Source organism: Reyranella sp. (assembly GCF_965227665.1).
Classification (GTDB): Bacteria; Pseudomonadota; Alphaproteobacteria; order Reyranellales; family Reyranellaceae; genus Reyranella.
Genome location: NZ_OZ245767.1, coordinates 1,318,307 through 1,338,543, shown reverse-complemented (window position 1 = coordinate 1,338,543; position 20,237 = coordinate 1,318,307). Strand labels below are relative to the sequence as shown.

The 20,237-nt window shown below is 67.8% G+C and carries 16 protein-coding genes; 8 read left to right on the top strand and 8 right to left on the bottom strand.

The window, feature by feature from the left end; all coding sequences use genetic code 11:
- Positions 1-46: 46 nt before the first annotated feature.
- The 6 genes from ACO07I_RS06465 (at position 47) to ACO07I_RS06440 (ending at position 6,256) form a co-directional block, all read left to right on the top strand.
- The gene (locus tag ACO07I_RS06465) at positions 47-877 is read left to right on the top strand and encodes an ABC transporter permease (protein ID WP_422015480.1); all 831 of its coding nucleotides are present in this window, start codon (positions 47-49) and stop codon (positions 875-877) included.
- A gap of 10 nt (positions 878-887) precedes the next feature.
- Complete coding sequence (locus tag ACO07I_RS06460; RefSeq protein WP_422015478.1) at positions 888-1,706, top strand: ABC transporter permease; 819 nt, start codon at positions 888-890, stop codon at positions 1,704-1,706.
- A 238-nt stretch (positions 1,707-1,944) separates the two neighbouring features.
- On the top strand, positions 1,945-2,916 hold the full coding sequence (locus tag ACO07I_RS06455) for a hypothetical protein (protein WP_422015476.1): 972 nt from the start codon (positions 1,945-1,947) through the stop codon (positions 2,914-2,916).
- A gap of 203 nt (positions 2,917-3,119) precedes the next feature.
- Positions 3,120-4,454 carry an IS1182 family transposase gene (locus ACO07I_RS06450; protein WP_422009756.1) on the top strand — a complete coding sequence of 445 codons (1,335 nt, stop codon included), beginning with the start codon at positions 3,120-3,122 and terminating at the stop codon, positions 4,452-4,454.
- Positions 4,455-4,703: 249 nt separating this feature from the next.
- Complete coding sequence (locus ACO07I_RS06445) at positions 4,704-5,612, top strand: hydroxymethylglutaryl-CoA lyase (RefSeq protein ID WP_422015474.1); 909 nt, start codon at positions 4,704-4,706, stop codon at positions 5,610-5,612.
- 50 nt (positions 5,613-5,662) lie between these two features.
- Positions 5,663-6,256: a LysE family translocator gene (locus ACO07I_RS06440; protein ID WP_422015472.1), complete on the top strand. Its 594-nt coding sequence runs from the start codon at positions 5,663-5,665 to the stop codon at positions 6,254-6,256.
- A gap of 6 nt (positions 6,257-6,262) precedes the next feature.
- Here the strand turns inward: ACO07I_RS06440 and pbpC are convergent, their stop codons facing one another.
- Complete coding sequence (gene pbpC, locus ACO07I_RS06435; RefSeq protein ID WP_422015470.1) at positions 6,263-8,299, bottom strand: penicillin-binding protein 1C; 2,037 nt, start codon at positions 8,297-8,299, stop codon at positions 6,263-6,265.
- A gap of 6 nt (positions 8,300-8,305) precedes the next feature.
- Positions 8,306-13,279, bottom strand: coding sequence for an alpha-2-macroglobulin family protein (locus ACO07I_RS06430; RefSeq protein WP_422015468.1), 4,974 nt, complete (start codon positions 13,277-13,279; stop codon positions 8,306-8,308).
- Between the two features lie 175 nt (positions 13,280-13,454).
- Here ACO07I_RS06430 and ACO07I_RS06425 point away from each other — a divergent pair, with 175 nt between their 5' ends.
- Positions 13,455-13,883 carry a DUF1489 family protein gene (locus tag ACO07I_RS06425; protein WP_422015466.1) on the top strand — a complete coding sequence of 143 codons (429 nt, stop codon included), beginning with the start codon at positions 13,455-13,457 and terminating at the stop codon, positions 13,881-13,883.
- 8 nt (positions 13,884-13,891) lie between these two features.
- Here ACO07I_RS06425 and ACO07I_RS06420 read toward each other — a convergent pair whose 3' ends face one another.
- From ACO07I_RS06420 to ACO07I_RS06400, 5 genes are all read right to left on the bottom strand, one after another.
- Positions 13,892-15,091 (bottom strand): peptidoglycan -binding protein, encoded by a 1,200-nt coding sequence (locus ACO07I_RS06420; RefSeq protein ID WP_422015464.1) that lies wholly within the window; start codon positions 15,089-15,091, stop codon positions 13,892-13,894.
- A 3-nt stretch (positions 15,092-15,094) separates the two neighbouring features.
- The gene (locus ACO07I_RS06415) at positions 15,095-16,240 is read right to left on the bottom strand and encodes a flagellar motor protein MotA (protein WP_422015462.1); all 1,146 of its coding nucleotides are present in this window, start codon (positions 16,238-16,240) and stop codon (positions 15,095-15,097) included.
- Positions 16,241-16,508: 268 nt separating this feature from the next.
- Positions 16,509-17,357: an inositol monophosphatase family protein gene (locus tag ACO07I_RS06410; protein ID WP_422018175.1), complete on the bottom strand. Its 849-nt coding sequence runs from the start codon at positions 17,355-17,357 to the stop codon at positions 16,509-16,511.
- Between the two features lie 72 nt (positions 17,358-17,429).
- Positions 17,430-17,999 (bottom strand): elongation factor P, encoded by a 570-nt coding sequence (efp, locus tag ACO07I_RS06405; RefSeq protein WP_422015460.1) that lies wholly within the window; start codon positions 17,997-17,999, stop codon positions 17,430-17,432.
- Between the two features lie 133 nt (positions 18,000-18,132).
- On the bottom strand, positions 18,133-18,486 hold the full coding sequence (locus tag ACO07I_RS06400; protein ID WP_422015458.1) for an MmcQ/YjbR family DNA-binding protein: 354 nt from the start codon (positions 18,484-18,486) through the stop codon (positions 18,133-18,135).
- A gap of 44 nt (positions 18,487-18,530) precedes the next feature.
- Here ACO07I_RS06400 and epmA point away from each other — a divergent pair, with 44 nt between their 5' ends.
- Positions 18,531-19,526: an EF-P lysine aminoacylase EpmA gene (epmA, locus tag ACO07I_RS06395; RefSeq protein ID WP_422015456.1), complete on the top strand. Its 996-nt coding sequence runs from the start codon at positions 18,531-18,533 to the stop codon at positions 19,524-19,526.
- Here the strand turns inward: epmA and thiE are convergent.
- Entirely contained in the window at positions 19,506-20,150 is a 645-nt protein-coding gene (thiE, locus tag ACO07I_RS06390; protein ID WP_422015454.1) for a thiamine phosphate synthase, read from the bottom strand. The two genes, epmA and thiE, sit on opposite strands and share 21 nt — an antisense overlap.
- Positions 20,151-20,237: the final 87 nt, after the last annotated feature.

Below are 20,237 nucleotides of genomic sequence, written 5' to 3'. Positions count from 1 at the left end.
ATGATCGCGCCACAGGAGTGGCGCGCCCCAGCAATGATATGAACAAATGACGCGGACGACTCGCCTCGAAGGTTTCGGATTCATCGCACCGCTGCTGGTGCTGATGGTCGTCGCCTTCAATGCGCCCATCGTCTACATGCTGGGCCTCGCCTTCTGGGAGAAGGGGCGAGGCTTCACGCTCGAACACTATGAAGGCCTGCTCGAAGCGCCGGTCTACCTGCGCGTGCTGGGCAACACGATGCGCATCGCCTTGATCGCGACCTTGGCCAATATCCTGATCGGCTATCCGCTGGCGCACTGGATGCGCGGGCTGGGCCGGCGCGGCCGCATGATCGCGCTGGCGATGGTCGTGCTGCCTTTCTGGGTCTCGATCCTCGTGCGCACCTATGCCTGGATCGTCGTGCTGGGGAATGGCGGACTGGTGAACCGCGCCCTGCAATGGAGCGGGCTCACCGACGCGCCGGTCTCCTTTCTCTACAACGAGCTGGGCGTGACGATCGGCATGGCCAACGTGCTGCTGCCGTTCCTCGTGCTGCCGCTGTTCGCCGCCATGATCCGCATCGACGACCGGCTGCTGCAGGCCGCCGCCTCGCTGGGCGCCCCGCCGCGCACCATCTTCTGGAAGGTCTATTTCCCGCTCACCCTGCCGGCGCTGGCCGCGGGGGCACTCCTGGTCTTCATTCTCTGTCTTGGCTTCTACGTGACGCCCGCGATCCTGGGCGGCGGCCGCGTACCGATGATTTCCAACCTGCTCGACACGCTGATCAACCAGATTCCGCGCTGGGAGCAGGCCTCCGCCATCTCAACGATCCTGCTGATCGTGACGCTGGTGATCTTCGCCGCCTATCGCCGGCTCGACCGCAAGGCCTCGGCATGAAGGAGGGGGCATGACGCGCGAAGCGATCGGCGGCTCGGCCTGGACGCGGCGCGGGCTGGCGGCCATGGGCATCTTCGGCCTGGTCTTCCTCACCGTGCCGCTGGTCATCGTGATCCCGATGTCCTTCTCCTCGGCGCGGGCGCTGACCTTTCCGCCGCCCAGCCTGTCGTTGCGCTGGTACGAGATCTTCTTCGGCGATGCGCGCTGGATGGAGGCGATGTGGACCTCGACCTTCGTGGCCGCCATTTCGTCGGTGGCGGCGCTGATCCTGGGCGGCCTCGCGGCCTACGGGTTGCGGCGCGGGACCTTCAAGGGACGCGACTGGGCCGAAGGCAACTTCATGGCGCCGTTGATCGTGCCGACGATCATCGTGGCGATTGCTCTCTATCTCGGGCTGGCCAAGGTCGGGCTGCTGGGCTCGCTGGTCGGGCTCGTGGTCGCGCACACGCTGCTCAACGTGCCGCTGGTGATGATGGTGCTGGGCGTCGCGATCCGGGAGTTCGACCAGAGGATCGAGCAGGTCGCCTGGAGTCTCGGTGCCTCGTGGGGCTACACGATGCGCAAGGTGGTGCTACCCAACCTGGCGCCCAGCGTCTTCGCGGCCTGGATCTTCGCCTTCATCGGCAGCTTCGACGAGGTCATCGTCACCTCGTTCATCGCCGGCAAGTACGAGACCGTCCCGAAGAAGATGTTCAACGAGCTCATCCTCGAGGTAAACCCGACCATCACGGCCGTGGCGACCCTGCTGATCGCCTTCACCGTGCTGGCGCTCGCCGCCGTGGCCTTCGTGCTCGGCCGGGCGGGCAAGTTGAAGGAGACCGTGGTCTAGAAGGCCGCCGAAACGCCGGAGTCCCGGCGGATAATCGAAACAAACGAAATAAACGAAACAATCGAAGCGGGAGTCGCACCCCCCGAATCAGGGCTCTCCGCGCAACAATATTGCTTCCGGCCGACTTCGCCGGGCTCCTTGGCCAACATTTCCTTCGTAGACTCGGGATTTCGGTCGTCTACAAACTGCCCTCGTTGAGCGGACCGTGTCCTACGTGATCCCAGACGAGGAGATTTGTGTGGCTGGCATCGAGAGCTTCCCCAACTACGACCTGCTGACGAGCGACGCGCAGTATTTCGACTACAGCTCGGCCGCCAATCCGATCCAGCAGGGCATCATTCCGCCGGTGCCGTACCGGACTTTCTCGCCGGCCTTCTTCGACGAGGGGCCGACGCGCGTGCAGCCGCTCGATGTCAGCGAGGAGCTGGGGATCGTCGGTCCGGCGACCAGCCCGGCGCTCTGCGCCAACTTCATCCGGATCGTCCGCGGCTCGGTCATGACCTCGGCCGAGGCGACCAGCCAGGTGTTCTTCGTGTTTCGCGGCAATGGGCGGACCGATGCGTGCGGCGAGACCATCCACTGGTCGCAGGGCGACTACATGGTGCTGCCGGCGCACGGCCATGCGCTGCATCATTCGGAGGGCGAGGCCGGGCTCTACTGGGTGCACGACGCGCCGCTGTTGCGCTATCTCGGCGCATCGCCGACGGTCGCGCGGTTCAAGCCCACCTTCTATCAGCACGGCAAGGCACAGCAGAAGCTGAACGAGATCGCCACCGATCCCAAGACCGCGAACGCCAATCGCGTCAGCGTCCTGCTCGCCAACCGGAACTTCCCGGCCACCCGCACCATCACCCACACGATGTGGACGATGTTCGGTCTGCTGCCGAAGGATGCGGTGCAGTACCCGCACCGCCATGAATCGGTGGCGGTCGATTTCGTGATCGACTGCAAGCCCGGCTGCTACACGATGATCGGCACGGAACTCGACGAGTCCGGGATGATCAGGAACGGCAGGCGCGAGGACTGGGCGCCCGGCGCCAGCTTCATCACGCCTCCGGGTTACTGGCATTCGCACCACAACGAATCGGGCGAGGATGCCCACGTCCTGCCGATCCAGGATGCCGGGCTGCACACCTACCTCCGCACCCTGGAGATCATGTTCAGCCATCCCGGGCACGATCGCACCGCCCATATTTCGCAGACGCCCTAGAGTGCTTCCGCTTCAAGTTCACCCACACCACCTCATCCTGAGGAGGCCCGAAGGGCCGTCTCGAAGGATGGGCAACAGACGTGGTGCTCGTGCCCACCCTTCGAGACGCGCTCCTTCGGAGCGCTCCTCAGAATTTGTGAATCTTTGTCTTTCGGATGCCCGCCCGGGATGATTCCATCGAAGCGAATTTGGTGGAGGAGTTGATGCCGGAGAAGGATCTGTTCGGGGGCCTTCCGGAGCAGTTGGTGGCGAAGGCCGAGCCCGGGTCGGGCAAGCCGCGGATGCGCGAGCCGGAGCGGCGGCAGGTGGAACTTCGGTCGGTAGATCTCGACAGCCTTTTGGCGGCGGATCATCCGGCGCGGGTGATCTGGCGCTATGTCGAGCGATTGGACCTGAAGGTGCTGGAGGACGCGATCGGGGCTCGCGAGCACACGCCGGGCCAGGCTCCGGCGAGCCCTCGTCTTCTGCTGGCGCTGTGGCTCTATGCGACGAGCCAGGGCGTGGGCAGCGCGCGGGCGCTGGAGCGGCTGTGCGCGAGCCACGATGCCTATCGGTGGCTGTGCGGGGGGGTGAGCGTGAACTATCACGGTCTGGCCGACTTCCGCAGCGGTCATGGCGAACTGCTGGATCGGCTTCTGACGCACAACATCGCGGCACTCATGGCGGAGGATGTGATCGAGCTTGCCGAGGTGGTGCAGGACGGGGTTCGGGTGCGGGCGGGCGCGGGAGGCTCTTCGTTCCGGCGCCGGCAGAGCCTGCACAAGCACCTGAAGAAGGCACGCCGGCTGGTCGAGTATCTGAAGCGGGAACTCGACGAGGACCCCGACGCCAGCAACCGGCGCATCAAGGCGGCCCAGGAGCGGGCTGCGCGCGAGCGCGAGCAGCGCGTGGCGACGGCGCTCGACAAGCTGGCCGAGATCGAGGCCGAGCGGGAGCGACGCGGCAAGACCAACAAGAAGCAGGTGGCCAAGCAGAAGGAGCCTCGCACCTCGACCACCGATCCCCAGGCGCGCGTCATGAAGATGGCCGATGGCGGCTTCCGGCCGGCCTACAACTGCCAGATCGGCACGGTGGCCAAAGGCCAGATCGTGGTCGACGTCGCCATCGACACCACGGGTTCGGACCGCGGCCTGCTGCGGCCCATGCTGGAGCGGCTGAAAGAACGCTATCAACGGCAGCCCCGGCGCCATCTGGTCGATGGGGGCTTCCACAAGAACGAGGATACGGAAGAGGCGTTCGAGCAGGGTGTGCTGATCTACGGACCGACCACCCGCAACAAGCACAAGAGCGATCCCTATGCGCCTCGGCCCAAGGACGGTCCCGGCGTTGCCGCCTGGCGCCGGCGCATGCGAAGCCCGCACGGCAAGAGCGTCTACAAACGACGGGCGATGGGCGAGTGCATCAACGCCCGCTTCCGGCAGTGGGGCCTGCGCCAGTTCACCGTGCGCGGCGTTCACAAGGTCAAAACCATCCTGCTCTGGTTCGCCCTCGCCAACAACATCATCGCCGGGCATCGCCTCAAGACAGCCAAGGCATGACCAGGCCATTCCGGGGCCTGCACGGCTACGGCCACCAACGCACCCCAAGACAACAACGGCGCCCGGCGTAGCAGCCCACGCCAATACACCCCCGAGAGCTTGCCCAATACACTCACAAGCTCTCAGGGTGAGGTGGGTTGGGGAAGACTGACTTGATTCAGTCTCAGTCGGAAAGACGCTAGGGGCGAAACTCCTGTCTGGCAGTCCTCCGGCTGGTGCAGTATGTGGCGCCAGGATCGGGAGGAAGCGATGAATCACCCCAGACGCGTGCGGCTCGTGGAAGTGGGGCCGCGCGACGGTTTGCAGAACGAGGCGAAGCCCGTGTCGGTCGAGGCCAAGGTGGCGCTGATCGATGCGCTGTCGGCCGCCGGGCATTCGGCCGTCGAGGCCGGCAGCTTCGTGTCGCCGAAGTGGGTGCCGCAGATGGCCAATACCGACCAGGTCATGGCGCGCATCCAGCGCAAGCAAGGCGTGAGCTATCCGGTTCTGGTCCCGAACAAGCAGGGCATGAACGGCGCGGTCGAGGCCGGGGTCGACGAGATCGCGATCTTCACCGCAGCCTCGGAAGCCTTCTGCCGCAAGAACACCAACTGCTCGATCGACGAGAGCTTCGAGCGGTTCGCGCCGGTGATGGAAGCGGCCCAGAAGCACGGCATGAAGGTGCGCGGCTACGTCTCGACCGTGATCGCCTGTCCCTATGACGGCAAGGTCTCGCCGGCCAAGGTGGCCGAGGTGTCCGAGCGGCTGTTCCGCATGGGCTGCTACGAGGTCTCGCTCGGCGACACGATCGGGGTCGGCACGCCCGGCGACTGCGTCGCCATGATCGATGCGGTCGCCGAGAAGATGCCGCGCGAAAAGATCGCCGCGCATTTCCACGACACCTACGGTCAGTCGCTCGCCAACATCCTGGCCGTGATGGAACGCGGTATCGCGGTGTTCGACACCGCCGTCGCGGGGCTCGGTGGCTGTCCCTATGCCAAGGGCGCCTCGGGCAATGTCGGCACCGAAGACGTGATCTACCTGATGAACGGCCTCGGCATCGACCACGGCGTCGACCTCGAGGCGGTGGCCGCGGCCGGCCGCGCGATCTGCACGGCCCTGGGCCGCGAGCCCGCCTCCAAGGTGGCGCAGGCGCTCAAGGCGAAGGTGGCCGCTTAGCCTCACGAACGTTCAAGACGCCAGTCCATGCCCGCCGTCATATCGGGGGCATGGATGCACTTCCCGGCTTCCTGATCGCCGCTGTGGCGCTGGCCGGCAGCCCCGGCCCGGCGACGCTGAGCCTCGCGGCGACCGGGGCGGCGTTCGGCGCGCGCCGCGGCTTCGCCTATTTCGCCGGAATCGTCGTGGGCATGGTCGCGGTGATGGCGATCGTCGCGAGCGGGACGGTCGGTCTCCTGCTCGCGGTGCCGGGCGTCGCGCCCGCCGCGGCAATCCTGGCCGCGCTCTATTTCCTGTGGCTGGCCTGGCGCATCGCGACGGCGCCGCCGCTGTCGAACGAGGGTGTACGGAAGGAGGCACCCACCGTCGCGGCCGGCCTGCTGCTGTCGCTGGTCAATCCCAAGGGCTATGTCGCGATGGCCGCGCTCTATTCCGGCTTCACCCTGCTGCCCGACCGGCTGGGGGCCGACGTGGCCCTGAAGCTGGTCGTACTCACGCTGGTCATCGCCGCTGTGAATGTCGCGTGGCTGCTCGCCGGCGCGGCGCTCACGCGCTTCTTCCGCGATCCTCGTACCAACAGGCTTATCAACCTCGTCTTTGCCGTCGCGCTGGTCGCATCGGTCGCTCTGGCCTTCCTCATCTGATCGCTTCTATTGCCGCTGCACGATCCTGACGGTCACCGAGGTGGAACGACCCGCTTCGTCGACCACGGCGAGACGAGCGGTACCGGCATTGGCGGGCACCCACTGCGTGCCCTCCAGGGGGCGGCCATCGACCAGCCAGCGCAGCCGGCCCTGGCCTCCCATGGCGTTCAGCGGGACGGCCTCGCGGGCGGCCAGCTCGATGCGGGCGTCGGCCGGCGGATAGGCGATGCGCGGGCCGCCGCTGGTCTCGCTGTAGGGGGCGAGGGTGCGCATGCGGGGCGGCAGCTCGCGATGGGACGCGACCTTGATCGCGTCGGCCGGCGGGCGGATTGCGCGATTGTCCTCGGCCGGAAGCCGGCCGTACGCCTTGAAGAGGATCGGCAGAGCCGAGAGCCGGCCGAGCTGGCCGGGGCGCGGCGTGCCGTCGGCATGGCCGACCCACACCACGACGGTCCAGTTGGCGCTGTAGCCGGCCGCCCAGGCGTCGCGATAGCCGGCCGACGTGCCGGTCTTGAAGGCGATGCGGCGTTCGCGCAGGGCGACGGGCAGGGAGGCGAAGCCTTCGGGCAGCGGCGCCTCGGCCAGAACGTCCGAGACGTACCAGGCGGCGGTCGGCCCGATGAGGCGGAGCGGCTGGGACTTTGGCCGGTCGCGCCGGACCTGGGGTGGCGCGAAGCTGCCGCCATTGGCCAGGCCCGAATAGAGTCCCGCCATCTCGAGCGGCGAGACCGTGGCGCTGCCGAGCGCCACGCCCAGCGTGTTGCCGTTGTCGCCCGGCGGCAGCCCAGGCGCCGCGCCGGCGGTGCGCAGGGTGGACAGGAAGCGCTGCGGCCCGACCTTCTCCAGCGCCAGCACGGCCGGCACGTTCAAGGATTGCTGCAGGGCGCGGCGCACCGTCACCGCGCCCTGATGGTCTCGGTCGAAGTTACGCGGCAGCCAGTCGCGGAAGCGCACCGGCACGTCCTCGACCAGGGTCTCGGGGTGCAGGGTGCGGTCGTCGAAGGCCATGGCGTAGATCAGCGGCTTCAGCGCCGAACCCGGCGAGCGGCGCGCACGCACCAGGTCGACCTGACCGGCGCGGCCGAAGAAATTGTCTCCGCCCAGCCAGGCCACGACTCCGCCCGTCCTGTTGTCGAGCACGACCATGGCGATCTCGGCGCCGTCGCCCAGCTGGCGCCGCTCCTCGTGCACCAGCTGTGCCAGAGACTGCTGCAGTTCGTAGCGCACCGTGGTCGGCACCGTGGTGCCGGGCGACTGGCCGGCCAGCCAGGTCGCGAGATGCGGCGCCTGCATGGGCATCGCGAGCCGGCGGTCGGGCGCCGGGCGGCTGCGCGCCATCTCGAAGAGCGGGGCATCGATCACGCCATGCTCGACGCCGCGTTCCAGCACGCGGTCACGCGCCTTCTGCGCCACCGGGGAGGCACGGTCGGGGCGGCGGCGCTCGGGCGACTGGGGAATGGCCACCAGCAGCGCGGCCTCGGCGGCGCTGAGCTGGCGCGGCTCCTTGCCGAAGTAGGCGAGGGAGGCGGCACGCACGCCCTCGAGGTTGCCGCCCATCGGCGCCAGCGTCAGGTAGATCGCCAGCACCTCGCGCTTCGAGTAGCGCCACTCGAGCTGGAGTGCGCGGGCCGACTGGATCGCCTTGGTGGTGAAGCTGCGCGGTCGGGGATCGAGCAGGCGCGCGGCCTGCATCGACAGCGTCGAGGCGCCCGACACGATGCGGCCGCGCTCGGCAAGCTGGCCGGCCGCACGCAGGGTCGCGAGGGGATCGACGCCCCAATGGGAGTCGAAGCGGCGATCCTCATAGGCCTTGAGCAGGCCGAGATAGAGCGGATCGACATCGTCGACCGACGTCTTGAGACGCCACTTGCCGTCGGCCGTCGTGAAGGCGCGCAACAGCCGGCCGTTGGCGTCGACCACCTCGGTCGAGCGGTCATGATAGCGCGACAGGTCGGGCGGGAAGACACGATCGAGCGTCAGCGCCGTCGCCACCAGGGTCGTGGCGGCGACGGCCAGGCCGGCCAGCAGGGGCCTGAGCCGCATGGCTGGCTACTTCGTCCCTGCCGGAACGATCGTCATCGTACGCATCGCCGTCCGGCCATAGACCCGCGGCGCATACATGTCCGACGCGTTCGTCGCCGGGACGGCGTAGGTGCCCGGCGTCACGGCGCGAACGATGTAGGCGACGTGATAGGAGTTCGGGTTCTTGGCCGAAGAGTCCCACCAGGTCTGGTAGGGGCGTGTCCCCATGTTGAAGGACGCGAAGAAGCGGTCGTCGCGCGCTTCGGCGATGCGGGTTTCCGTGAGGTCCGACAGGAACGGGAAGGACTTTGCCGTCTCGTCGTTCAGCACCGCCTCGATCTCGAACCCGGCCGGCAGCAGGTCGAGCAGCGCCACCTCATGGTAGCCGCCTTCGAGGTTGCGGCCGGAGATCGAGACGATGAAGCGCTCGTTCTGCACGACCTGGCCCAGTGAAGCGGGATCGCCGTTGAACTTCAGGAACTCGCGCTGGACGCTGATGCCGGCCGTCGCCGCAGGCTGCGGATCGACCGGCACGCCGCGCGCCGTCACCTGCATCCAGATCGGACGGTCGGTGTCGTTGCGCAGCTTCAGGCCGCGGGTGAGGGCGGCTGCGTCCGGGTTGAACGTCACCGGCTCGGCCGCCGACTGGCGCGACTGGCCGTCGACCGAATAGGCGAGCTGGGTGCTGCCGCTCATGGCGCGGGCGGCCATGACCAGCCACGCCTGTTCCTGCGTGGTGGTGAGCCCGATCGAGGCTGCCAGACGCTCGCCCACCAGGCTCGTCACCTCGGTCAGGGCTTCACGTCCGCCCGCCTCGACGGCGAGGGTGACGAGGGCAGCACGGTTGCGCAGCGGCGAGCCGTAATAGTCGGACGGGTCGCGCTCGTCGATGCGCTGGCGGGCCAGCGCGAAGGCGAGGCGGCCGCGTCCCGGTTCGCCCACCTGGTCGAGCGCCGCGGCCAGCATCGCCCAGGCGATCCCGCCCTTCATCTCGGCCGCCTTCGTGTCCTGGAAGTAGCGGACCCTTCCCGGATCGGCGTAGCCCGACTTCGCCAGCACGTACCAGGCATAGGCCTGGGCGTTGGGCGAGAGCCTGTCGGCGGTCTTGTTGAGCCAGTTCAGTCCCCGCTGCAGCGACGCCGAGGGCACCGTCATCTGCTGCTGGTTCGCGCGCACGAGGAAGTCGAGCACGTAGGTCTGCAGCCATTCCGCCGCCGGTGTGGAGAAGGGCCCCCACATGCCGAACGATCCATCGGGCAGCTGCATGTCGACGATACGATAGACGGCGTCCTGCACGCGGTCGTTGATGCGCGGATCGGTCGGGCCGTATCCCAGCAGGGCGACGTCGTTGTAGTAGAGCAGCGGCATCGCACGGCTGGTCGTCTGCTCGATGCAGCCGAACGGATACTTGTCGAGCGCGCGCAGGAGGGCCGCGACGTCGATGCCCGGAATGCGCGTCAGCGAGGCGCTGACCTGCGCCGTCCCCGGCGCGAAGGACGCGATCACGTTGCGGTCGACCGTGGCCTCTTTGCCCGGTCCGAGCTGCGCGACCGTGTCGATGGCACTGGGCGTCTGCGCCGGCCGCACCTGGATGTCCCATTCGCGCTGGACGGCGAAGTTGCCGGGGCCCTGGACCGCGACCGTGACCTTGCCGAAGCCGGCCTCGCCGGCGCGCAGCGGCCAGGTCAGCAGCTCGCGCTGGTTGGCGGCGAGACGCCGGGTTTCGGTCACCGGCCGTTCGAGCGAGACCGAGCCGGTGGCGGTGAGGGTCACGCGGTAGTCGCCTGCCTGGCCATCGACATTGTGCAGCGACAGCGCCACCCGCCCGAGATCCTTCGGCGCGAGGAAGCGTGGCAGCACCGCATCCGCGGTGACGGCATCGCGCACGAAGAGCCGCTGCTCGCCCGAGCCGACGCGGGTCTTGTCGTAGGCCACCGCCATCAGGCGGAGCTGGCCGATGAAGTCGGGGATCTCGAAGGCGATCTTCGCTTCGCCCTTGTCGTCGAGCTTCACCGGACCGCTGAACAGCGAGACGGTGCGCGTCGGGACGATGTCGAGGCCGCCGATCTCGCCGGCGTCGCCGCCGGCCCGGATACGGCCGAGCTCGTCGGCGCGCGTGTCGAGCAGGCGGCCGTAATCGTCGCGCATTGAAACGCCGAGGCGACGCTTGCCGAAATAGTGGTCGGCGGGATTGGGTGTCTTGTAGCGGGTGAGCTGCAGGATGCCCTCATCGACCGCGGCGAGGGTGACGAAGGCTTCCTGGCCGGGCTGCAGGTTGGACACCTTCACCGGTACCTCGATGCGCTGCCGCGGTGTGATCTTCTCGGGTGTGCCGATCTGGATGCCCAGCGTGCGCAGGGCCGGGTTGAGCCCGATCCAGGTCGCGCCGATCGCGCGCGTGGGCGTGCGTTCGGCTGGGGCCGCGAGAGGGCGCCAGGCCGTGACCAGTGCGTAGGCGCCCGCCCCCCATTCGCCCTTCACCGGGATGTCGACGGTCGTGCCGCCGGCCGGCACCTGGACCGACTGGGTGGACACGATGCGGTCGGTCGCGATGGCGATCAGCGCCTCGCCGGCGAACGGCGCCTCGATGCGCAGGCGGGCCGTGTCGCCCGGCGCGTAGTGCTGCTTGTCGCTGGCGACGCGCAGCGTATCGGGCGCCTCCTCGGTTCCCGTGCCGCCATACCAGCCCACGTAGAAGGTAAGGCTGGTCGAGGTCTTCTTCTCGTTGTCGATGACGGTGAGCTTGTGCTGACCCCAGTCCAGACGTTGCGACAGACGGGTCGGCGTGTCGGCCTTCAAGGTCACCTTGTCGGCCGTCACCAGCCGCGTGTTCGTGACCGACTGCCAGCGCCAGCGGCCGTCGACCTGGAACCACTGATAGGCGTAGATGATGCGCTCGATCCGGTATTCGACCGAGGGACGCGCGACCTGCGTGCCGGCCGCGTTGACTGCCACGATGTCGAACTCGGTGTCGACGCCCTCGCGGGAATAGCGGCCCTCGAAGGTCGGGCGGACGCCGATATAGGTGTCGCGGGTGCGCACGGGCATGACCTTCTCGGTCTTGGTCGCGCGGCCGCCGCCCGGTTCGAAGACGCGTGCCTGGATCTGGGCGCGCAGCGGCAGGACCGTCTCCTTGGCCAGGTCGCCCGCCCATTCGAGGCTCGACTTGCCGGCCGGGTCGGTATTCTCGCCCTTCAGTTCGATGAAAGGCGGCTCGAACTTCTCGCGATCGTCCTCCGGTCCGAACCGGTACTTGGCGAAGGCCGGGAACGGATTGTCGTCGACCGTGATGCGCATGTCGCCTTCGACGGCGAGATCGGAAGCCGGCGCGCCATAGAGGAAGTCGGCCGAGAGCACGAAGCGGTTCACGCTGCCCGGCCGGATGATCGGCTCGTCGGGCGTCAGCTCGATCTTGAGCTTCTCAGGGACAAAGTCCTCAACCGAGAATTCGACTCGGCCGACCGGCGCACCCTTGGGATCGATATGGGCGGCGACCGACCAGCGGCCGCGCCGTGACGATTTCGGCAGGTCGATGGTCTGGGCGATGGCGCCCGACCCCTGTAGACCGTGGGTGAAGCGGGTGAACTCGCTGCCGTCCGGTCGCTTGACGATCAGGGTGACGGGCAGGTTCGAGAGCGCGTTGGCCGCGTCGTCGCGCATCAGCGCTATGAGCTGCACGGTCTCACCCGGGCGGTAGATGCCGCGCTCGGTGTAGAGGAAGGCATCGACCGGGCCGGGCTGCGGCCGGCCGTCGACTCCGCGGTCGGACAGGTCGAAGGCCGATTTGGTGAGCTCGAGGCGCGAGAACTCCTTCTTCGCCGGATCCTGCGCCATGACGGCGACCGGTTCGGCCGCGCCGCTGCCCTTGAGCAGACCGGCCGCGAACGTGGCGCGTCCGTCGGCGCCGGTGATCACCTTGCCGATCGGCTCGTTGCCGCGTGACAGGACGGTGACCTCGATGCCGGCCAGCGGCTGGGCGGTCTGCAGCGAGCGGGCGAAGACGTTCAGCCCGTCGTCGCCGCTGAAGGAGGTGAGGCCGATATCGGTGTCGATCACCCACAGGCCGGCCGCCGCGCCGCTCGTCGATTCGTCGTCGTCATAGTCGCGGGACGGCGGCTTGGCGGCATTCCACACCACGACGAAATAGGCGCCGGGCTTCCAGTCCTGGATGGTCTCGCGGATCGGGAAGGCGGTGACGACGGCCTGGTTGGGCACGCTGCGCACGTCCATCGTCCCGGTCCACTGCTCGGCGCCGTTGCTGCCGTTCAGCCAGCTGCGCAGCGACCAGGGTTCGGTGATCGGCTCGGAGCCGGGGAAGGCCACATCGTAGTAGCGGTCGGCGGAGAAGCGATCGATGCCGCGCTCGTTCACGCGATAGACCGAGATGCCGACCTTGGAGACGTTGATGGTCGTCACGGGCAGGCCGGCGGCGCTGCCGCGCGGCAGGATGAACCCCTTGCCGGGCAGGTTCACCACGGCCGGACGCGCGCCCAGCGCCACGCTCACGCTCTGCTCGTCGCGCAGCGTCTCGCCGTCGCGCCCGGGGAGGCCCGCCAGCAGCTTGACGGTGTAATCTTGGCCGTAGGTAAGGCCGGCGATGCACAGCCGGTCGTCCACGGTGCGCAGCGCCGTCTTCGCATCGGGCTCGATGCGGATGAAGTCGCCGTACTTCACGTCGCCGGTGGCGAGCGGCTTGTTGAAGGCGAGGCAGGCTTCCGCCTCGCTGCGGCTGGAATCGACACCGACCCGGCGGAACGAGAAGGGATCGGACGGCGACGCGGCCGGCTGGGCAATCGGAGCCGGGGCAGCGGACTGGGCCGTCTGGGCGGGCGGGCTCGCGGGCGGCGTTGGCGAGGCCGGTGACGCAGCCGAAGGCGCGACGGTCGCAGGCGCCGTCGCGGCACGGTCGAGCGAATCGCCCGGCCTCCCGATCAGGTAACCCGCAATGCCGGAGCCCAGCATGAGGGCCACAACGAGAGCGGCCAGTGTCGACTTATTCATGAGCGTTCCCCGCAAACAGCGACCGAACAATAGAGCGTGGATTGTGCAGACAATGTGGAGCCAGAGGTCCGGTCTGCAATTCTCGCAGCCTGTGGCGCGCAGGTCACGCCCGCGACGCACGCGCTGTGGATAGGCGGCGCTTGAGCAAACGGCCGATGGCCACTAAGCGCAGACGATGGCGTTGCATCTCATCAAGCTCGCGGTCGGCGTCGACGATCTTGCCCACATGAAGAAGGTCCAGGCGGCGCGTCGCCAGGAGCGCGGGCAGTCGGCACGCTCGCCGCACTGGGTCTACACCCGCAACTCGCCGCGGCGCGCCGAGGATCTGCAGGGCGGCTCGCTCTACTGGGTGGTGCGCGGCGTCATCCGCTGCCGCCAGGAGCTGGTCGGCTTCGAAGACGATTTCGACGAGGAGAGCGGCAAGAAGTTCTGCCGCATCAAGCTCAAGCGCCCCCTGATCGAGACCGCCCCGCGCGCCTGCAAACCCTTTCAGGGCTGGCGCTACCTCGAGCCCGACCGCGTGCCCCCGGACCTGTCGAGCGGAGACTCGGCCGACATGCCGGCCGAGATGGCGGCGGAACTGAAGAGACTCGGGCTTCTGTAGAACCCGCTTCAGCGGTTGGTGAGCTTCAGCTCGATGCGGCGGTTGCGGGCGGTATCGGTGGACGAGAGGGGCTGGTATTCGCCGTAGCCTGCGGCCACGAGGCGGTCGTTCGGGATGCCTTCGCTGTGGAGGAACTTGACCACGGCGATGGCGCGGGCGGCCGACAGTTCCCAGTTCGACGGGTACTGCGCACTGGCGATGGCCTTGTTGTCGGTGTGACCGTCGACCTGGAGCACCCAGTTCACCTCCTTCGGGATCGTGGCGGCGATCTCGACCAGGCGCTTGGCGACGTTGGCGAGCTGCTTCTCGCCGCCTTCCTGGAGCTTGGCCGAGCCGGAGGGGAAGAGAACTTCAGACTGGAACACGAAACGGTCGCCCACGACCTGGATATCCCGCTGACCGCGCAGGGCCTCGCGCAGTTTGCCGAAGAACTCGGAACGGTACCGCGCCAGCTCCTCGACCTTGCTGGCGAGCGCGCGATTGAGCTTCTGGCCGAGGTCGACGATCTGCGCCTGCTGGTCCTTGGCTTTGACGTCAGCAGCGTCGAGCGCCGTGCTGAGGCGTGCGAGTTCATCCTTGAGCGCGGCCAGCTCGGCGGTGAGGCGCACGACGGCGGCCTTCTGTTCGGCGCTGAGCTTCTGCTCCTCGGTGAGGTCGCCGAACAGCTTGCCCTTGTCCTGGTTGGCGGCGGCCAGCGAGGCGGCGAGCCGGGTGAGTTCCAGCCGCTGGCGCTCGATCTCCTTCTGAAGGTCGCCGGCCTTCGCGGCGGCTTCCTTGTTGGAGCTTTCGAGCGAGGCGGCCAGGCGCTCGCGCTCCGCCAACATCGACGTCAGGCGTTCCGTGAGCTGGTCGCGCTCGATCTTCAGGGCATCCGATGCGGTGCGCTGGGCGGCGAGATCGGCGCCCAGGCGGTCGCGCTCGGCCTGGTTCTGACGAAGCTGCAGCGTGAGCTTCTCGAGATCCTGCTTCAGGCCTTCGCTCGCCGCCTGCTCGAGCGAGAGCACGCTGGCGAGATTGCCGAGCTGCTTGTTCAGGGCGTCGATGGCGCTGTCGCGGGTGTTGAGCGTGTCGGTCAGCGTGAACTGCGCCACGCTGAACAGCGACAGCAGAAAGATCAGCACCATCAGCAGCGTCGTCAGGGCATCGACATAGCCTGGCCAGGTGTAGTCGGCTGAACCTCCTCCGCGGCGGCGCGATGCGGCTGCCATGGGTTAGTGGTCACCCGGCGTCGCGCCGCGCGACGAAGCGATTGTGCGGGCGAGCAGGCGGAACTCGCCGCGCAGCTCGTCGGCCAGCGCGGTGCGGCTGCGTACGCTTTCATCGATCAGCCGGCCCAGGCCGGCCTCCAGGTTGCGCTGGTGGGCGAGCAGCGCCTCGCTGTCGGCGTCCGGCTTGCGCTCCGTCAGGCGCGCGACGGTGCCGCGCAGCTCGATCGACTGCTCGGCGAGACGTGCGAGCAGCGCCTGCTGCGTGCGCATGCTTTCGGTCAGGGAGGTCAGGCGCTCGACCAGCGTGGCGTTGGCCGTCGCGGCCTGTTCGCGGCCCTCTTCGCTGCGGCGCAGCGTGCGGGCGAGATCGTCGAGGCCGTCGGCGGTGCGCTCCAGAAGGGCCTCGACGTAGGCCGAGACGCCCTGTTCTCCCTCGGTCTGCAGGGTGCCGCTCGACAGGCGCGTGGCTCCGGCCAGCCATTCCTCCAGTTCGGTATGGAAACGGCCCTGCGCCTGGCTGGCCTGCAGTTCGAGGAAGCCCAGCACGAGCGAGCCCGACAGGCCGAACAGCGAGGCGCCGAAGGCGGTCGACATGCCCTTGAGCGGCCCTTCGATCCCCTGCTTGAGCTTGGCGAACATCTGCACGGCATCGCCGCCGGTAACCTGCATGCCGACAATCGCGTCTGCGACCGCGCCGATCGTCTCGAGCAGGCCCCAGAAGGTACCGAGCAGGCCGAGGAAGATCAGGAGCCCGATCATGTAGCGGCTGAGCTCGCGCCGCTCGTCGAGGCGGCTGGCGATGCCGTCGAGCATGGCGCGTGTCGCGGTGGGGGAAAGACGGAAATTGTCCTGGCGGTCGCCCATCATGACGGCCATCGGCGCCATCAGTTCGATCGAATCGGTCTCGAGCAGCGGGGCGCCCGGTTCGCGATGCTGGAAGCGCCGCAGCCACCGGACCTCGGGCCACAGGGACAGGACCTGGCGCATCACGAAGAAGATGCCGATGGCGAGGACGCCCAGGATGACGCTGTTGAGGATCGGCGTGTTCAGGAACACGCGCAGCAGATCGTGGTGCAGGAGGTAGGCGATGCAGGCCACGACCCCCAGGAACAGAAGCATGCGAACGAGATACGGAAGCGGGTTACTCATGCGAACTTCCGATGCCTGCGCGACGGTGGCGGGGAGATCATGCTCTGGGCACCCGGGACTCGCCCCGCATCGCGGCTTCGCCTGCCGTGCCGCCGTCCGGCGAGCCTGTGTCGCCGGAGCAGGGACCACAGGCGGCGCGGCTGGGGACAGCGGCCGAAGAGGGGGCCATAACCAGTTGCCTTTCCAAGGGATTTGGCGGATCGACCATAACGAATGGTCGTCCTGCGCTCAACCGCTTGCGGCAAGGTCCTGCAGACGAACTGCGCCGTCAGGCGTTGGAAAGGATGTCGACCATCGGGTCGCGCAGCCCGAAGTTGCTCGCGAGGATCGACGGTCCACCCAGCTCGTAGGGCTGGCCGGAAATGTCACCGACGAGGCCGCCAGCCTCGCGCACCATCAGGATGCCCGCAGCGACGTCCCAAGGCGCCAGGCCGAATTCGAAGAAGGCGTCGTAGCGGCCGGCCGCCACGAAGGCGAGATCGAGCGCCGCGGCGCCCCAGCGACGGACCCCCGCCGTGCGTTCGGTGACGGCGGCCAGCTTGGCGTGATAGGCGGCGTGATTGCCCTTGCCGATGTGGGGGATGCCGGTGCCGACAAGCGCGCGCGCCGGCTCCTTGCGGCCGGAGACGCGGAGACGGCGTGAGCGCGCGTTCGGCGTGTCGATATAGGCGCCATTGCCCTTCTCGGCCCAGAACAGCTCGTCCGAGATGGGCTGGTAGATGACGCCGGCAATGATCTCCTTTTCACGCTCCAGCGCGATGGAGATGGCGAAATGGGGTACGCCGTGCAGGAAGTTGGTCGTGCCGTCGAGCGGATCGACGATCCAGCGGTTGCGCCCGTCACCCTTTGTCTCACCGCCTTCCTCGCCGAGGAAGCCGTAGTCGGGACGGACACGCGAGAGCTCGGCGCGCAGGGTGCGCTCTGCCTTGATGTCGGCGTGACTGACGAAGTCGCCGGGGCCCTTTTCGGAGATCTGCAGATGCTCGACCTCGCCGAAGTCGCGCTTGAGGTTCTTGGCGGCGGCGAAGGCGGCGCGGATCATGACGGTGATCGTCGCGGAGCGCTGTGCCAGCGATTTGCGCTCGGGCGGGCCCGAGCGTTCGCGCGCCTCGCCCATCGGGGCGCGGCCCACGCGGGCGACGGGAGTCTCTCGCGGGGGGCGATTGGTAGGGAGGGCCACGGTGCGCGCCTAGTCCTTGGCGCGTTCCATGTAGGTGCCCTCTTCGGTGTTGATCACCAGCCGCGTGCCCACGCCGATATGGGGGGGCACCATGACGCGGATCCCGCCCTCGACGATGGCCGGCTTGTAGGAAGAGGAGGCAGTCTGGCCCTTAACCACGGCGTCGGCCTCGGTGACAGCCAGAACGACAGTCTTGGGCAGCTCCGCGCCGACCGGCGTTCCCTCGTAGAGCGACACGGTCACTTCCATGCCGTCCTGCAGCCAGCGCGACTGATCCTCGTCGAGAACGTCGCTTCCGACCACGAGCTGCTCGAAGGTTTCCTTGTCCATGAACGTGAAGCCGTTCTCGTCCTTGAACAGGTAGGTGCACTCGCGTTCGTCGATATGGACGCGCTCGATGGTCTCGCCGGAGCGGAAGCGCTCCTGCAGCTTATTGCCCTCGCGCAGCGCCTTGGCCTCGATCGCCACGAACGCGCCGCCCTTGCCGGGGCTGATGTGCTGCACCTTGGAAGCAACCCAGAGCTTGCCGTTGTATTCGATGACGTTGCCGGCTCGGATGGAATTGACTTGGACTTTCATGAGCTTACCCGGCCCTACCGCAATATCGGATGAATGGATTTCGGCCTCGCCCGCGCAAGCGGTTCGAGGCCGGCGCGGCCTTCTATCAAAGGCAGCCCGGGGTCGCAACCGGCCCGCCCCAGGCGATGCGGCGCTACTTCAGGCCCAATTCGGCCCGTTTCTTCTTCGAAAGCCCGGCGGATATCACCGCATGGGCCTGCTTCAGATAGGCCCGGGTCTCCGCTGGTGTCAGTACACCGGGATCCTCGAGGGCGACCCATTTCGCCCGGGCGAGGTAGGGCGCCGGCTTGAAGCCTTTTGCATGGGAAAGCGCCTCGAAATGCTCGGGCGGACACTTGAAACTGATGCGGGCGACAGAATGGCCGGGCGGGCCGATCAGGCAGAACATCTTGCCGCCGACCTTGAAGACGGTGACGCCTTCCCACTGTACGCTGCGCGTTGCGGCCGGCAGCTTGCGGCAATAGGCATCGATCTCTCGGGGCGTCATGCCGAGACCCTACACGCCGCGCCGCTCCCATGCGATGCTCCGGCATGACCGAATGGCGTCCCGACAGGCTGGCGCGGCGCCTGCCGCATCTCCAGGCACGTGGCCGGATCCAGGCCGCGCTGCGGCAGTGGTTCGCCACCGAAGGTTTCGTCGAGGTCGAGACGCCGATCCTGCAGGCTGCGCCCGGCGCCGAAGTCCACCTCACCGGCTTCGCGACGGAGTGGGAATTGCCCGACGGCGAAGAGCGCGAACGCTGGCTGCACAGTTCGCCCGAATTTGCCATGAAGAAACTCCTGGCCGGCGGGATGGCGAAGATCTTCCAGTTCGCGCGGGTGTTTCGCAACGCCGAAGGCTCGGCGCTGCACCATCCCGAGTTCACGATGCTGGAATGGTATCGAACGGGTGTCGGCTACGAGACCATCATGGCCGACTGCCAGGCGCTGCTGGCCGCGGCCGGCGTCGACGAGCTGCGGTGGGCCGGCCATGTCTGCGATCCCCGGGCCGAGCCGGAGCGCCTCACCGTCGCGGAGGCCTTCATCCGCCATGCCGGAGTCGACCTGTTCGCCACCGTCGGCAATGCCGAAGGGCTGGCGGGCGCATCGGGCATCGCCATGCATGCCGGCGACACCTGGGAGGATGTCTTCTTCCGCATCATGTTCGAGAAGATCGAATCGAAGCTCGGCATGGGCCGACCGACCATCCTCTGCGAGTATCCGATTTCGATGGCGGCACTTGCCCGTGCCAAGCCGGGCGATCCCAGGGTGGCGGAGCGGTTCGAGCTCTATGTGTGCGGGGTGGAACTCGCCAACGCCTTCGGCGAACTCACCGATCCCGCCGTGCAGCGCGCGCGCCTGGTGGCGGACATGGACCTGAAGGACGAACTCTATGGCGTCCGCTGGCCGGTCGACGACGATTTCCTGGCGGCGCTCGATCACGGCCTGCCGGACTGTTCGGGGATTGCGCTGGGCTTCGACCGCCTGGTGATGCTGGCGAGTGGCGCCCGGCACATCGAAGAGGTGCTATGGCTCCCCGTCCGCTGACCCATAGGCCGCGAAGAGTTCGTTGAAGGCGCGCACCGCAGCTTGCGGACCGTCCTTGTAGCTCCAGACCCCGCCGCTGACGGCGAGGAAATCCGCACCCGCTTCGATGAGGGGCCTGCAGTTTTCGACCGTGATCCCGCCGATTGCCACGCAGGGCACTTCCATAAGGCTGCTCCACCACTCGACGATCTCGATCTCGGCCGGCGTTGTCACCGGCTTGGTCGAGGAGGAGAAGAACGCGCCGAAGGCCACATAGTCGGCGCCGGCCTCGGCCGCTTCCATCGCGAGGTGCCGCGAGGCCTTGCTGGTGACGCCGACCTGACGGTCGGGCCCGACGATCCGGCGTGCCTCGGCATAGGGCATGTCGTCCTGGCCGACATGTACGCCGTCGCAATCGAGCTTCACGGCCAGGTCGGGCCGGTCGTTCAGGATGAAGGCGACGCCGCGCTGTTGGCAAATCGGCCGAAGCGTGTCGGCGGCGCGGATGATCGCCTCGTCGGGGACGTCCTTCAAGCGCAGCTGGAAGGCAGCCACGTCGCCGCCATCGAGGGCGGCCCGAAGGTCGTCGGCAAAGATCGATGGATGCTCGATGCGGGCGGGAGAGATCAGATAGAGACGGGTCACTGGAAGGCCTGATTTTCGGGTGGTGTATGCGGAATGGGGTGCCTCGTCGAGAGCCAGCCGGCAGAAACCTTCCATTGTCTTCATGCG

Excerpts from the sequence above, each read along its gene's own strand:
- ACO07I_RS06420 (WP_422015464.1), bottom strand. The coding sequence starts at position 15,091 with ATGGCAGCCGCATCGCGCCGCCGCGGAGGAGGTTCAGCCGACTACACC.
- ACO07I_RS06445 (WP_422015474.1), top strand. The coding sequence starts at position 4,704 with ATGAATCACCCCAGACGCGTGCGGCTCGTGGAAGTGGGGCCGCGCGAC.
- ACO07I_RS06440 (WP_422015472.1), top strand. The coding sequence starts at position 5,663 with ATGGATGCACTTCCCGGCTTCCTGATCGCCGCTGTGGCGCTGGCCGGC.
- pbpC (WP_422015470.1), bottom strand. The coding sequence starts at position 8,299 with ATGCGGCTCAGGCCCCTGCTGGCCGGCCTGGCCGTCGCCGCCACGACC.
- ACO07I_RS06465 (WP_422015480.1), top strand. The coding sequence starts at position 47 with ATGACGCGGACGACTCGCCTCGAAGGTTTCGGATTCATCGCACCGCTG.
- ACO07I_RS06415 (WP_422015462.1), bottom strand. The coding sequence starts at position 16,240 with ATGAGTAACCCGCTTCCGTATCTCGTTCGCATGCTTCTGTTCCTGGGG.
- ACO07I_RS06430 (WP_422015468.1), bottom strand. The coding sequence starts at position 13,279 with ATGAATAAGTCGACACTGGCCGCTCTCGTTGTGGCCCTCATGCTGGGC.
- ACO07I_RS06460 (WP_422015478.1), top strand. The coding sequence starts at position 888 with ATGACGCGCGAAGCGATCGGCGGCTCGGCCTGGACGCGGCGCGGGCTG.
- ACO07I_RS06425 (WP_422015466.1), top strand. The coding sequence starts at position 13,455 with ATGGCGTTGCATCTCATCAAGCTCGCGGTCGGCGTCGACGATCTTGCC.
- ACO07I_RS06450 (WP_422009756.1), top strand. The coding sequence starts at position 3,120 with ATGCCGGAGAAGGATCTGTTCGGGGGCCTTCCGGAGCAGTTGGTGGCG.
- ACO07I_RS06400 (WP_422015458.1), bottom strand. The coding sequence starts at position 18,486 with ATGACGCCCCGAGAGATCGATGCCTATTGCCGCAAGCTGCCGGCCGCA.
- epmA (WP_422015456.1), top strand. The coding sequence starts at position 18,531 with ATGACCGAATGGCGTCCCGACAGGCTGGCGCGGCGCCTGCCGCATCTC.
- efp (WP_422015460.1), bottom strand. The coding sequence starts at position 17,999 with ATGAAAGTCCAAGTCAATTCCATCCGAGCCGGCAACGTCATCGAATAC.
- ACO07I_RS06410 (WP_422018175.1), bottom strand. The coding sequence starts at position 17,357 with ATGGGCGAGGCGCGCGAACGCTCGGGCCCGCCCGAGCGCAAATCGCTG.